The sequence below is a fragment of the Microbacterium sp. BH-3-3-3 genome (assembly GCF_001792815.1).
In the GTDB taxonomy this organism is placed as follows: Bacteria; Actinomycetota; Actinomycetes; order Actinomycetales; family Microbacteriaceae; genus Microbacterium.
The window spans coordinates 2,000,876-2,013,813 of sequence record NZ_CP017674.1 but is presented as its reverse complement, the minus strand read 5'-3'; the positions used below and the strand labels follow the sequence as shown (position 1 = coordinate 2,013,813).

At 65.6% G+C, this 12,938-nt stretch carries 14 protein-coding genes; 8 read left to right on the top strand and 6 right to left on the bottom strand.

Going from position 1 to position 12,938, the window contains the following annotated elements; translation table 11 throughout:
* Positions 1-6: 6 nt before the first annotated feature.
* Together BJP65_RS16570 and BJP65_RS16565 are read left to right on the top strand one after the other, a co-directional pair.
* Entirely contained in the window at positions 7-879 is an 873-nt protein-coding gene (locus BJP65_RS16570) for a sce7726 family protein (protein WP_181015912.1), read from the top strand.
* Positions 880-931: 52 nt separating this feature from the next.
* A complete protein-coding gene (locus BJP65_RS16565) occupies positions 932-1,867 on the top strand; it encodes a sce7725 family protein (protein WP_156784859.1) in 936 nt (311 codons plus the stop codon).
* A 386-nt stretch (positions 1,868-2,253) separates the two neighbouring features.
* On the opposite strand, the gene BJP65_RS09275 is transcribed toward BJP65_RS16565, so the two are convergent.
* Positions 2,254-3,339, bottom strand: a complete 1,086-nt coding sequence (locus tag BJP65_RS09275; protein WP_083285791.1) for a DUF3644 domain-containing protein — start codon at positions 3,337-3,339, stop codon at positions 2,254-2,256.
* A 358-nt stretch (positions 3,340-3,697) separates the two neighbouring features.
* Positions 3,698-4,906 (bottom strand): hypothetical protein, encoded by a 1,209-nt coding sequence (locus tag BJP65_RS09270; RefSeq protein ID WP_156784858.1) that lies wholly within the window; start codon positions 4,904-4,906, stop codon positions 3,698-3,700.
* Between the two features lie 149 nt (positions 4,907-5,055).
* On the opposite strand from BJP65_RS09270, the gene BJP65_RS09265 reads away from it, so the two are divergent.
* The 3 genes from BJP65_RS09265 to BJP65_RS09260 are packed head-to-tail and all read left to right on the top strand — an operon-like array spanning position 5,056 to position 6,852.
* The gene (locus BJP65_RS09265; protein ID WP_070408943.1) at positions 5,056-6,216 is read left to right on the top strand and encodes a DNA cytosine methyltransferase; all 1,161 of its coding nucleotides are present in this window, start codon (positions 5,056-5,058) and stop codon (positions 6,214-6,216) included.
* 56 nt (positions 6,217-6,272) lie between these two features.
* On the top strand, positions 6,273-6,404 hold the full coding sequence (locus BJP65_RS17000; protein WP_258027453.1) for a hypothetical protein: 132 nt from the start codon (positions 6,273-6,275) through the stop codon (positions 6,402-6,404).
* A 43-nt stretch (positions 6,405-6,447) separates the two neighbouring features.
* Positions 6,448-6,852, top strand: coding sequence for a hypothetical protein (locus BJP65_RS09260; RefSeq protein WP_258027452.1), 405 nt, complete (start codon positions 6,448-6,450; stop codon positions 6,850-6,852).
* A 284-nt stretch (positions 6,853-7,136) separates the two neighbouring features.
* Here BJP65_RS09260 and BJP65_RS09255 read toward each other — a convergent pair whose 3' ends face one another.
* The 4 genes from BJP65_RS09255 to BJP65_RS09240 all read right to left on the bottom strand — a co-directional run bounded on the left by BJP65_RS09255 (position 7,137) and on the right by BJP65_RS09240 (position 9,789).
* Complete coding sequence (locus tag BJP65_RS09255) at positions 7,137-7,673, bottom strand: amidase family protein (protein WP_070408942.1); 537 nt, start codon at positions 7,671-7,673, stop codon at positions 7,137-7,139.
* A 233-nt stretch (positions 7,674-7,906) separates the two neighbouring features.
* The gene (locus BJP65_RS09250; protein ID WP_070408941.1) at positions 7,907-8,089 is read right to left on the bottom strand and encodes a hypothetical protein; all 183 of its coding nucleotides are present in this window, start codon (positions 8,087-8,089) and stop codon (positions 7,907-7,909) included.
* 127 nt (positions 8,090-8,216) lie between these two features.
* Positions 8,217-8,780 carry a dihydrofolate reductase family protein gene (locus BJP65_RS09245; protein ID WP_070408940.1) on the bottom strand — a complete coding sequence of 188 codons (564 nt, stop codon included), beginning with the start codon at positions 8,778-8,780 and terminating at the stop codon, positions 8,217-8,219.
* A gap of 130 nt (positions 8,781-8,910) precedes the next feature.
* Positions 8,911-9,789: a helix-turn-helix domain-containing protein gene (locus tag BJP65_RS09240; protein ID WP_070408939.1), complete on the bottom strand. Its 879-nt coding sequence runs from the start codon at positions 9,787-9,789 to the stop codon at positions 8,911-8,913.
* Between the two features lie 153 nt (positions 9,790-9,942).
* On the opposite strand from BJP65_RS09240, the gene BJP65_RS09235 reads away from it, so the two are divergent.
* The 3 genes from BJP65_RS09235 to BJP65_RS09225 all read left to right on the top strand — a co-directional run bounded on the left by BJP65_RS09235 (position 9,943) and on the right by BJP65_RS09225 (position 12,884).
* Positions 9,943-11,211, top strand: coding sequence for a multidrug effflux MFS transporter (locus tag BJP65_RS09235; protein WP_070408938.1), 1,269 nt, complete (start codon positions 9,943-9,945; stop codon positions 11,209-11,211).
* A complete protein-coding gene (locus BJP65_RS09230; RefSeq protein WP_258027451.1) occupies positions 11,208-11,780 on the top strand; it encodes a cyclophilin-like fold protein in 573 nt (190 codons plus the stop codon). Before BJP65_RS09235 ends, BJP65_RS09230 begins: the two co-directional genes overlap by 4 nt.
* Before the next feature lie 69 nt (positions 11,781-11,849).
* Positions 11,850-12,884, top strand: coding sequence for a zinc-binding dehydrogenase (locus BJP65_RS09225; protein WP_083285959.1), 1,035 nt, complete (start codon positions 11,850-11,852; stop codon positions 12,882-12,884).
* Positions 12,885-12,938: the final 54 nt, after the last annotated feature.

Sequence of the window (12,938 nt, the reverse complement as noted above, 5' to 3'; positions counted from 1 at the left end):
CTCCCCGTGTGCCCTTCCGATCTGCGCTCCCTGGCCGGTGCATTCTCCCCTGCGGTATTCAAAGCACTAGCGAAAGCTCAAATCGGCAGCGCGGCTGGGCGGGTGGCTCGACTGCTCGGGCCCGACGTGCAAGCGTCGACTGTGCTCGCTGATGCTTTTGAGGTAGCACACGCTCGCCTACTCTCCACCTATCCAAATGAATACGCGTTCAAGAACGAGATCATTTCAAAGATCATCGTCGGTAAGCACTCGCCATCCACAGCCTCAGCCCTGATCGAGCAGCCGATGGGTTCATCGGTTGCCGATGTGCTAATTCTCAACGGAACATCGACTGTTTACGAGGTAAAGACCGATCTGGATTCCTTTGCCCGATTGCCGGCGCAACTTGCGGACTACAGCCGTCACGCCGAGTATGTCTATGTAGTCGTTTCGGAACGACGGGTGGAGCCTGCCGACCGCGCCGTTCCCGGAAATGTTGGCGTCATAGCACTCCGTCGACGCGGCTCCCTCTCCGTCCTGCGCCCGGCCGTATCAAATCTGGCAAATATTGCCCATTCTGACCTCTTCCGACTCTTGCGAACGGGTGAAGCGAAGTCGCTAATCTTTAGGTTGACGGGACATGCATCGCGAGTAGCCTCTGGCCGTGCGCGTGCAGAGATGTACGAGATCTTTACTACCCTCCCTCTTGAGCAGGCGCATGCTGCAACCGTCGCGGAACTCAGGGGGCGCGGCCTCAGCGCGCGAACGCTGATCACCAATAGCGTCTTCCCGCCGAGTCTCCGGGCACTGGCGTATGGGAGTGAACTTTCGGCGATTGGCACTGCACGCCTTCAGCAACGACTTTTGCTGCCTGTGGGGGCGGTGCTGTCCGCGATTTGACGCGGAGGGTCGGCGAGCGTCAACATGAGGGCAGCCAACCAACGGAGCCCTCATGTACTTCCCGTACTTGTACAGTCGTCAGGCCGAACTGAACGCCGTTTCTGATGTCTCGTCCAATCTCGGCTCTCCTCAGCGCATCGTTCCGCTCATCGAGCCGGTCGAGCCAGCTGCAAAACTTATATCTACCCTGACCAAGCTGAAGTCAAACGCGATGGCCGCGTACGTAGTCGTGAACCCGCACCAAGGCAAGCTCTCAAATTCAGCGGCCGAAGCGGCTTGGCAGAGCGACTTCGCAGCTACACTGACCGATCCGACGGTGGTATACCCGACACTCAAAGAGACGGTAGTTACAACCCTGAAAGACATTTCGAACTTCGTGGCAGCATACCCAGGGCGCAAAATTGGCATCGTTCTGACTACAAGCAAGCTAACCCCCGGGGATCTTGCCAAGGCTCTCTCTGGTTCGGACTACACAGTCTTCTTTCTGGCATCTGCAAACTCTGCAAAGTATCTCGCCACGCTAGGACCCGCCCGAACAGTCGACGTGAGCGACAACTTCCGCAGCGAGGCCCGAAACAAGGATTATTTGGGCGAGGAGTGGCTGGGAAATAATCACACGTCATGGAGTGCAGCAGGTCGCCGCGGTTTCTCCGATTTCACAATGCTTCCCGGGACGTACAAGGACGGAGGCGGACCGGTAGGAGCCGTCGCAGTTCATCTAACGTATGCGCTCGGTTCCGATCTCTGGATTCAACACTTCATTTCAACCACTGATGGGCAGACTGATCCGCAAGCGACCAAGTTTGAGGAAGTTTTGAGGGACATTCACCGGCAACGGGTGGTGACACCTTCGCGATATGAGCTCTCCCCAGGACTTGCTAGCTACGAAACGCAGCGCGTTTCGGGAAGCTACACCAATCTTTCCGGAAATAAGCGTCAGCAGGTTTCGCACCACATATTTACTGTCGCGAAGCACCTTGGGCTGTAGATCCGTAGGGGCGTCAACTCGGAGGGCTTTCCATTGTCGGGTGCGGGGGTCAATGGCTCATCGTAATCTGGAGTGCAGGTAGGGTCTGGAACCTCCAATTCTGAGCAGCGACCTGCGGTGAAGAGGTAGGGCGCCACGACTGTCTAGAGGGACGCCCCGGCCACGGCTGAACCACCCCGGAATGCGCGATATGTTGCAGATCAACCCGGTCGACTGCGATGAAGGCGGCAGGCGACAAATGGCCTCGGCGGTGGGGATGCACGAGAATGCGCACCATCGAATACAGGGCTGCTCTTGAGGACATCGCTCGCAGCGGGACCATTTGGCGCGCTCTGAAGCGCGCACCGCACAGAAGAGGATACGGGGTTTCTTTCGAACGTATCTCGCTAGCCCGGGGTCTGGGCGGGCGTCGAGACCGGCGCGTCCGCCGAGGGGCTCGAAGTCACCGGGGGACGCCAGGCGCGCACAAGCGAGTACTCAGCAGGATCGGTCAGGTGTCTCACGAGGTACTCAACCCAGGCGGGCGTGTACGTGTACTGCTCGAAAGTCGAGTTGTAGACGCAGAACTGGGGCTTGGTCGCAGCGGGGTCCGGGGCGCCTGTCGGGGGTCGAGCGGCAAAGTACTTCCACGCCTGAGTGTGCATGTAGCTGTTGAAGGGAACTTCGAGACGGGCGGCAACCTGCTCGACAACTTCGCCAACCTTGAACCGGTTCAGGTCCTCGACGGGGACACGCTTCTCCCGGATGATCGTCCGCACTTGCTCGATAGCGGCGCGCTGCGCATCCGTGAGATCGTCCTCGCGGATGAATGACATGGAAGCGTCGGCTTCGCTCTTCGGTCCGGTATAAGGAATTAGGTAGATGCGGAAGTCGAAACGCTGATCCGCACTCAGTCCTGGTTCGAGCGACGCGTCAAAATCCTGGAGCCAATCAAGAATTGCCCTGGGAACTTGGGCTCGAACGCGCTTGACGGCCTCGACCGCGTCCTGAGTTATCGCTGAGACGAATAGCGGGAACCGCAGCTCCGAACCGAGGGCTTCGTCGTGCCCGAACCACTCGACCAGGGTTTGTTCGTAGTTGATGAGGAGAGCCTGCGTTCGACCCGCGACGAGCGCAGCCACCTTCGCCTCGTGACGGTGCTCGATGTGGTTACGCAGCCCGAGGAAGAAGACTATGTTGTTCCGGCGAGGGTCGGTGTCGACGAATTGCTCAGCGAGAAGCTCGCGCAATGGCTTGTACAAGTAGCCACCTTCGGGGTGCCTCTTTCGCCACCCACGCTCATCTCTGACAATCAGGTCGCCGCCTGATTCTTCAGTCCGAGCCTGGAGAAGTTTGGTCCACCCAAGGTTCATGTGGACAATGAACGCTTCCAACTGTCGCTCGTTGCCCGACCGGTTATAGAGATCGACTGCCAGCAGAGCCTCTGCCTTCGACGACTGTAGGGTGTGCCACCAACGAGGACGGGGAGCCATAAGCGGGATCCTATGTCGCACCTGACGGCGGGCGACGGCTCGACACGTTCAGAAGTCCGTCGCCTCATATTCACGACCACACCCGCTCGCTCCGTGTCAGGTCACTGCTCACGCCCGCGTATTTGCGTCGCATGCAGACGACTGGGAGTAAAGGGGCGGCAGATCGCGCGGAGATCGTTTTGATCGTCCGAGTGTCTGTCATCGTCGGTGGTGCGGTGACCGCGGGCGAAGCGCAGACGCTCGTCGTCTCCGGGTTATGGACCTACGCCTGTAGGTGCCGTCGTCCGGTAGCGGGTCAGAGGGCCCCGGCGCGACTCCTGCCGACCAAGGCGCTCAGTCAGCACGACAAGTCGCCCCATCACGCGATTGGCCGACTCATTGCTTCAAGCGCCTGGACGGTGACGACCCATCTGATGTCCACATCCTGCTTCGTGGCGAGAAATCCGGGGTACTTGGCGTGCGCGGTTAGCGACGAACTCAACGCGAACCGGAACTCCCACTCGCCCGTAACGGAGAATAAACAGGCCGCAACGACATCGAAAGTGTCGAAACTATACAACCGGCCGGTCGGGTCATCCCTGCTGTTTCGCGTACGCTGCGTTTCAACCTGGACCGTTCCGTCAGCAAGCCGGGTGGGGCTGACGTTCTTACACTCCACAACGTAGGTGACCCCTGACGCCATCGTCACGTCGAAGTCAGCACTACGATCATCTGTTCTTCGCTTCACTGAGACGACCGCAGGATCGGCCTCAAACAGCGTCTGCAAGTGAGCCTCGGCCACGCCTCCCTTCACCGCCGTCGCAAGCATCCTCCGTTCGGCGATTAGATCAAGGATGCGCGGTGCTGACAGCCCGAATTGTCTCTCGAGTGGATGCGTACTTCCCACAGTTTCGTCGGCGAATGAAGTGCTACGAAATCGCTCCGCCAGCTTCACGCGCAACGCGGCGTCGAGTCTAAGATCGGTGGCGCGCCGCTCGAAGCGTGCGAAGTCAAGGAAGCGCTCTGAGGTGAATGCAACGCGAGACTCGAATCCCTCGGGCGTGCGCGCCCCATTGCGAGCCCCACCCCGCGTGTCCACTTCGTACGCATGCCATCCCGACTCCCCCATCGATATGAAGTCGCGTTCATAGGCGTAGAAGGAGACCCCGAGCGGCATGGGGTTCCAAAGCGTTGGATCCAGGCCTACGAACTTCTCCTCCTCAGCATTGATTCCGAGGAACAGCGTGGTGTCGACTCCGGCGACGTCGAACGCGACCGGGTGCACCTCGGTCTTCCAGGTCCGGTCTGCCCCGAACTTGACCTGAGCGTGGTGCTCGTCGACGGGTCGCCCGTTTGTCACGACTCTCGTGAGCCTGACGGGATAGATGAGCAACCCGAGGTTCTCGCCTCGATCCGTGCGGACTGCGAAGTAGAACGGAGACCGGGTGTGGCTGCTCTCCCAGATCACGCGACCGCGGCTTCGGACGATAGCCGCGCGAACGAACTCGTGTAGATCCCGGCGCCCACTGGATCTATACACGCGTGCGTAGATGCGCCCCGCCAGGTTCTCCACCAGAGGTTCTGCCAACGAACTTCCTTGCCTCCTGTCCAGCACAGTGCGGGGCGCTGGACCCCGAGTGATCGAATGTCGGACCTTAGCGACAGACTCCACTCGACGATACTTGGTTGATACGCGGCCCGTCGGGTGTCACGTGTCCAGGTGGATTGAGGTAGCAGATGGCCGAACAGCTTCCCGTCGTGAGTTTGTTCTCCGGCGCGGGAGGTCTCGACCTCGCTGTGGAGCGCAGCGACGCTGAGCCCCTAGCGAAAGACGACCCCGGGACAGGACTGCTCCGCGTCGCGGTTGCGACGGACTACAACGAGCCTGCGCTCCGGACTCTAACGGCAAATTTCGGTGCGACACCCACCCTGACGGGCGACATTCGCAACGTGCCCACCGATCAGATTCTCGAGACCGCCGGCCTGCGCCCGGGTGAGCCCGTTCTAGTTGTGGGCGGACCCCCGTGCACTCCCTTCAGCAAGTCGGGGTTCTGGCTAGAGCAAAAACGTGAGAGCCGCGACCCCAACGCTTCGCTGTTGGACGAGTACGTCCGCGTCGTGCGCGAGTCTCGCCCAGAAGCCTTCGTCCTCGAGAACGTCCAGGGCCTGACCTACAAGACGCATCGTGCTCAGTTCGCGCGTCTGCTCAGCGGTCTAGGGGAGCTGGGGTACAACCCGCAGTGGAAGGTGTTGCTCGCTGCGGACTATGGAGTGCCGCAGCTCCGTCGCCGCGTCTTCGTCGTCGGCCGGCGTGATGGTGAGAAGTTTGAGTTCCCAGAGCCAACACACTCCGGGTGGAGCGAACATTCGCGGACCGTCGACCCGAGCAAGCTGCCTCACGTGACTGCAGCTCGCGCATTTCAAGGACTTCCTAGGCTCGTGCCGGTTACGCACGACGAGATCGTCGACGGCAGCTATGGACAACTGGCCGCGGAGGTACCCCCCGGGCAGAACTACCTCTGGCACACCGACCGTTACGGCGGCCGAGACTTTTTCGAGTGGCGCAGCCGGTACTGGACCTTTCTCCTGCGTCTCGACCCCAACCGACCTTCATCGACGCTTCAGGCGCAGCCCGGCCCATGGGTCGGACCGTTCCACTGGGAAAACGTGCAAACCGCGTCAGGCTTGGAACGGGCGCGACGACTGCGCGTGAACGAGATGCTTCGGCTCATGTCCTTCCCGGACAACTTCCAGATCAACGGGACCCGCGCCGACGTGCAGCGCCAGCTAGGTAATGCCGTTCCGCTCGAACTCGGAAAAGCAGTTGTCCGGGCTTTGACTAGCCAGCTCGGCTATTTAGGCGTTCCGCAAGCCGCGCGGGCAGTTGCGTTTGGCTGACAAGGCGTGCGTTCCGGGCCTGGCCAGTGTCTGACCCCCGGAGTATCGTCCCCGCCATGACCCCAGCCGAGCTCTTCCTCCATTCCGACGCCGGGCTGCGCGAGGTCGTCGACCAGATCGACCCCCGCCGACTTCTCCGCCTCCGTCCCGAAGGAATGGAGTCAGCGCGAGTCGGCGACGCTGCTTGACATCCTCGGGCGGCACGCCTGTGACGAAGCGTGGATCCCCGACGTGATTGCCGGACGCGCGGCCGCCGACGGCGACCCGTACGCCGACGCCGACCTGTTGGGCGACGATCCGATTGCCTCGTACGACGCGCTAAACGACACCGCGACGGCCGCCGTGGGGGCGGGCGACTATGCGGAGACGTTCCGCTTCACCTACGGCGACGATCCGGCCGAAGAGGGGTTCGCGCACCTCGCGACGTACCGGGCGTTCCAGGCGTACTCGATCGCGAAACACTTCGGCATCCCGTTCCACCTCTCCCCCGAGCTCATCGCAGGCACGAACGAGCACGTCACCCCGCACGCTGACGAGTGGCGGCAGTGGGGTGCGTTCCCGCCGGCCATCGAACCGCCCGCGGACGCCGACGACGAGACGCGACTGCTCTGCACGTTGGGTTTCTGGGTGGCCTGAGCAGCAAACCCCAGCGAGACGCGGAGTTGTGGATCCGTTGAGCCGCAGATCTCAAGCAGCGCGCACGTCAAGAGCCCGCGGCATCCATTTGCCGCCGCATCGACGAAGCAACGCGCCCACCTTAGAGGCCCCACCCCGTGCCGAACCGTGTGGCTAACAACGCCCGACACCGCGCCCACGAACAAACGGGGGCAACCTCAGGCCCGGCCGCACCCGAACCGCACGACGAATGCCGCGACCCCGCGCCGTCACGCGAGCCCGCGGCATCCATCCGCACCCGAACCTCAGCTCGGAAACACCGGCACCACATCCACCGACCGCGACCCCTCATACCAAGCCGTCAACCGCAACGTCTCCAAATCCGCGAACCGCCGCCCCGAGATCTGCAACCCGATCGGCCGCCCATTCGCGGTGAACCCGCAGTTCACCGACGACGCCGGCTGCCCTGACATGTTGTACGGCAGCGTGAACGCGATGTGGGGCATCGCGAGACCCGCGTCGAAGCCCCACGGCATCGGCCACTCCGCGGGGAAGGCCGCCACCGGGGCGACCGGGGCCAGCACCGCGTCATACCCCGACGTTGCCGCGACCGTGCGCTTCTGGAGGTCGCCGAATGTCTCGTAAGCCTCAAGGGCGCGGCGGCCGGTCATGTCGGAGCCGGGGTGCTCCCAGTCGGCGATGTGCATGCCGAGCGCCACGTCGGCGACCGTGCGGGCCAGCGGGCCCGCCGAGCGGCCGAAGTACGGGTTGTCGAGCGGGATGCGGCCGTTGCTGGGCTTGAGGGTGGCGACACCCGTCCACGCGGCGGGCAGGCGTATCAACGAGCACCGGGGCTGAATCTAGGTCGGTGCAGGCGTGACCCTCACCGTTGCGGGCGGCGATGTCGGCGAGCAGCGACTCCGCAGCACCGTCAGGCGTGACCCGCCCGAGATTTGCCCTGCGGTCGCCCCGACGCGGCCTCTCTGTCCAGATGGAGGGGTCGCGCAATTCTCGATGTGCCCTCTGACTGAGGCGCCGAGCAGATGGGCCGGTCGGTGAGACCGGCCCATCTCGATCATCGAGGCACGTCGTCGGTGATGCGGTAAGGGATGCCGTAGCCGCCGATCCAGATCCGCTCACCCTCGTACGCCGTCTCCGCGAGAGTCTGCGCGTACCGGGTGGCCTCTCCTTGGTCGTCGAAGACGCCCAGAATCTCGGTCTCTTCATCACCCCGGTAGACGAGCCATGCCTTCTGCACGGGGCCAGGATAAGCGGGCGAGTCGCTCGCGCGAGGCGACTGCGAAGTCGAGCAGCGGGGGTGAACTGAAACCCAGTACCCGGGTCGAACGCGTCTTAGGCAGTGGCGGCGGTTCGGCCTGCGAGCGTTAGAGAGCCTGTCGATACCGCTGCACCACAACCCCCGACCCGAACTCCCGCCGCTCCACCAACTCCAGCCCGAACTGCTCCCGCACCCCCTCCAACAACCGCGGCCCCCGCCCCGCGACCACCGGGTGCACGACGAACGTGAACTCGTCGATCAGCCCGAGCTCCGCGAGCGCCGCCGGCAACCGCACCCCGCCCACCGAGATGCCCCGCCCCGGCTGCGCCTTCAACTCCCCGACGGCAGCGGCAAGGTCACCCCACACGAGCGAGGCGTTCCAGTCCACGGCATCCAGTTCCGTCGATACAACGTGTTTCGGCATCGGGTCCATCACCTCCGAGAAGGCGACCTCGCTGGCATCCATCCAGTCGGGCCACTCCCCCGACTCGGGTCGACGCCAGGTGGACTGCATCAGCTCGTACGTCACGCGGCCGTAGAGCAGCGAGTCGGAGCGGCGCAGTTCGTCGGTCCAGAACGCCATCGACTCGGCATCCGGAGGCAGGCCCGCCTCATGGTGCACGCACCCGTCGAGGGTGACGTTGATGCCGTAGCGAAGCGGTTGGGTCACGGCGGTCTCCCTCGACGCGGAGCTGTGGTGGCGTCAGGCTAGCGCGGCCACCGAAGCGCCGACAGGGCGCGGACGCCGACGCACACCGTCAGCCAACGTCCTGACGACGATGACGCCTCCGGCATCCCCGTCAGGACGTTGGCTGCGCAGCCGCGGCGGAGTCCGTCGCCCACGACGCGAGCAGCCGCAGGCGCTCAGCAGACGGCGAGCCGGGCTCGGCGGAGTAGATCAGCAACACCTGCCCCGGCTCGGCCGTGATCGCGAGCTCCTCGTAGACGAGGGTCACCTCGCCGACGACGGGGTGGTCGAAGCGCTTCTGACCGGATCCGTGGGTGCGCACGTTGTGTGCCGCCCAGAGCGTGCGGAACACCTCGCTCCTCGTCGAGAGCTCCCCGACGAGGTCTTGGATGCCCTTGTCATGCGGATCGCGGCCGGCCTCGGCGCGGATGACGGCGACGCACATGTCGGCGAACAGGTCCCAGTCGGGATAGAAGTCGTGCGCGGCCGGGTCGAGGAACTGGAAGCGCGCGAAGTTCGGCACGCGCCCCGCGTCGCCGATCAGGGGCGAGTAGAACGCCTTGCCCAGGGTGTTGAACGCGACGATGTTCTGCCGCTGATCCCGCACCACCGCCACCGAATCGGTGATGGATGCCAGTGCCCACTCCAGGCTGTTCCGGGGTGAGGCGGGTTTGCTGCCGCGGCGGCGGTTGCGGCCCGACGACGGGATCCCGTCGGCGTTGCGCGCGAGGTCGAGCAGGTGGGAGTGCTCGGCATCGGAGAGCTGCAGGGCGCGCGAGACCGCATCGAGCACGGCCGCCGAGGCCCCGGAGATCGACCCGCGTTCCAGCTTCGAGTAGTACTCGACGCTGACCCCGGCGAGCGCGGCGACCTCGCTGCGCCGCAGCCCCTCGACCCGGCGGTTCGGCCCGGCGGGGATGCCCGCGGCATCCGGCGACACCCGGGCGCGACGGGTCATGAGGAACTCCCGCACCTCTGATCGATTGTCCATGTGCCCCAGGGTAGGTCGCCGTGCTCGCGGGAGGGATGCCCTCGGAGGGGACCCCTCCGGGTGGGCACGCTCCCCGCGCGACAGGGGTTCCCTGGCGGTACACCTCTCATCAGAGACTCCCCGGCCGCGCGCTGAGCGCGCACCGTGGATGACATGACCGCACAGATCTCACCCTCGCGGACGGAGTTCAGCCGCCTCCTGCCCACTCTGCTCCTGCTGCTGACGGTGTTCGGTCCGATCTCGATGGACCTCTACCTCCCCGCCCTCCCCGCCTTGGCGGCGGAACTCGGCGCGGCCACCTCGGTGGCACAGCTCACCGTGACGGCCTGCCTGATCGGCCTCGCCCTCGGGCAGCTGGTCGCAGGCCCCCTGTCGGACCGGTTCGGGCGACGCGGCATCCTGCTCCTCGGCATCGTCGCGTACATCGTCACCTCGGCGCTGTGCGCAATCAGCCCCACGGTCGAGCTGCTGATCACCGCGCGATTCGTGCAGGGGCTGGCCGGCGGGGTCGGGATCGTCATCGCGCAGGCAGCCGGTCGCGACATCTACACGGGTGGCGCACTGGTGCGTTTCTACGGCCGCCTCACCGTGGTGGGCGGGCTCGCCGCGATCATCGGACCGCTCCTCGGCGGGGTGCTGAACACGGTCGCCGACTGGCGGGGACTGTTCGTCTTCCTGGCTCTCATCGGCGCGGGCATCCTCTTGATCGCCCTGCGGATGTTCCCCGAGACCCTGCCCGCCGAGAGCCGCGCGACGGGCGGCCTCACGCACACCCTGCGCGACTTCCGCACGCTGCTCTCCGACCGGGTGTTCGTCGGCGCGATCCTGAACCAGGGGTTCCTCTACGGCGCCCTGTTCGCCTACCTCGCCGGGTCCACGTTCGTGCTGCAGGACATCTACGGGCTGTCCCCCCTCGCGTATGCGCTCGCGTTCGGTCTCAACTCCGCGGGATTCATGACCCTCGGCTACCTCGCCGGCCGGGCCGCGGAACGGTGGAGCGTCACCGGCACCCTGACCGTCGGCATCCTGGTCGCCGGCATCGGCGCGCTCGGATTGCTGTCGTCGGGACTCACCCGGATGCCGCTGTGGGTGGTGATCGTGTCGCTGTTCCTGCTCGCCGGTGGGGTCGCGATCTCGTCGCCACCCGCGACCACCCTCGCGCTCGTCGACTACCCGCAGATGGCCGGCACCGCCTCATCGCTGCTCGGCATGGTGCGGTTCGGGTTCGGGGGGATCGCCGCGCCCCTGGTCGGGGTGGCGGGGGCGCTCAGCATCCTCCCCCTCGGCGTGGTGACCACCGTCGCGGTGCTGCTTGCCGGCGCCGCCTTCCTCCTGCTCGCCCGCCGACCCCAGCCGCGTGCGTCAGCCGGCCCCCTCACCGACGACGAGCACGCCGGGACCGCGAAGGATCGCAGCCGATGACCGCGTTCACCGGCAAAGCACGGGAACACCGACGTCGTGCGCTGCTCGCCGTCACCGTCGGCGCGCTCATGACCGCGGCGCTCACCGCCTGCTCCCCCACCGCCGCATCGTCGGTTCCGCCCGCGGCCTCCGCCACACCGACGGCCGCCGGCGTCGAGTCATCGTCGGCACCGGCACCGACGCCCACCGATGAACCTGGGCAGATCGTGGGCACGGTGGTGCGGTTCACGTCCGACCGCACGAGCGTCGACGTCACCGTCGGGGAGGACAGTCCCGGCGTGCGCGACTTCCTCTCCCTCCTCCCGACGGAGCTGAGGTTCGAGGAGTTCGCCGGCCGCGAGAAGATCTCCTACCTCCCCCGCGAGCTCGTCCACGACGGCTCGCCCGGCTCCGACCCCGAGGACGGAGACCTCATCTACTTCACCTCGTGGGGGAACCTCGGCTTCTACTACGACGCCGACGGCATCGGCTTTTCGGATGCCACCCTGCACATCGGCACGTACGTCGCGACCGAGGAGCAACTCTCGCTCCTCGAGGGCGGCCCCGTGACCGTCGAGATCGTCGACTGACAGCGTCTTTCATCGACGCACGACGTCCGACCCACCCGCCCCCCTGCACCACCCATGAAGGAGAACATCATGCGCGCAACCCTCATGTACGCCGCCGGTGACGTCCGCGTCGTCGACGTGCCCGAACCGACCATCGAGGAACCCACCGACGCGGTCATCCGCGTCACCTACGCCTGCGTCTGCGGGTCGGACCTGCACCCGTACCACGATCTCGGCGACACCCCCGAGGGTCGCCGCATGGGCCACGAGGCCATCGGCGTCATCGAGCAGATCGGCGCCGACGTCACCTCCCTCGCCGTCGGCGACACCGTCATCGTCCCGTTCGCCTGGTCGGACGGCACCTGCGCGTTCTGCCGCGACGGAATCACCACCTCGTGCGTGCACGGTGGGTTCTTCGACGGCGCCCCCTCGGCCACGCAGGCCGAGATGCTTCGGGTGCCGTACGCCGATGGCACCGCCGTCGCGATCCCCGCCGGGACCGACGAGGCGCTCATGCCCTCGCTCCTCACCCTCTCCGACGTGTACCTGACCGGCTACCACGCCGCCGTGCGCGGCGGCGTCGAGGCGGGCAAGACTGTCGCCGTGATCGGCGACGGAGCCGTCGGGCTCTCCGCCGTCTTGGCCGCACGTCAGCTCGGCGCCGAGACGATCATCCTGATGGGCCGTCACACCGCCCGCACGGATCTCGGCCGGGAGTTCGGCGCCACCCACGTCGTCGCCGAGCGCGGCGACGAGGGAATCGCGAAGGTCCTCGAGCTCACCGGCGGCGAGGGCGCGCACGTCGTCCTGGAAGCGGTCGGACACATGCCCGCGTACGAGCAGGCGTACGGCATCGTCCGCCCGGGCGGCGTCATCTCGCGCGTGGGCGTTCCCCAGTACGAGGATGCCGCCGTCGGCTTCGCCTCCCTCTTCGGCAAGAACGCCACCCTCACCGGCGGCCCCGCCACCGTGCGCGCCTACCTCGAGGCCGCCATCCCCCAGGTCGTCGACGGCACGATCGATCCCGGAAAGGTCTTCGACCGGGAACTTTCGCTCGACGACATCGCCGAGGCCTACCGGCTGATGGACGCGCGCGAAGCGTTGAAGGTGCTCATCCGCCCCTGACGGGATGAGCGGCGCCCGCGCGGGGTGTCGGGGCGCCCGCCCCGCCCCCGCGCG

Bases quoted from the DNA above. Each gene is read 5' to 3' on its own strand.
- BJP65_RS09230 (WP_258027451.1), top strand. From the start codon at position 11,208: ATGACCGCGTTCACCGGCAAAGCACGGGAACACCGACGTCGTGCGCTG.
- BJP65_RS09265 (WP_070408943.1), top strand. From the start codon at position 5,056: ATGGCCGAACAGCTTCCCGTCGTGAGTTTGTTCTCCGGCGCGGGAGGT.
- BJP65_RS09240 (WP_070408939.1), bottom strand. From the start codon at position 9,789: ATGGACAATCGATCAGAGGTGCGGGAGTTCCTCATGACCCGTCGCGCC.
- BJP65_RS09275 (WP_083285791.1), bottom strand. From the start codon at position 3,339: ATGGCTCCCCGTCCTCGTTGGTGGCACACCCTACAGTCGTCGAAGGCA.
- BJP65_RS09225 (WP_083285959.1), top strand. From the start codon at position 11,850: ATGCGCGCAACCCTCATGTACGCCGCCGGTGACGTCCGCGTCGTCGAC.
- BJP65_RS17000 (WP_258027453.1), top strand. From the start codon at position 6,273: ATGACCCCAGCCGAGCTCTTCCTCCATTCCGACGCCGGGCTGCGCGAG.
- BJP65_RS16565 (WP_156784859.1), top strand. From the start codon at position 932: ATGTACTTCCCGTACTTGTACAGTCGTCAGGCCGAACTGAACGCCGTT.
- BJP65_RS09235 (WP_070408938.1), top strand. From the start codon at position 9,943: ATGACCGCACAGATCTCACCCTCGCGGACGGAGTTCAGCCGCCTCCTG.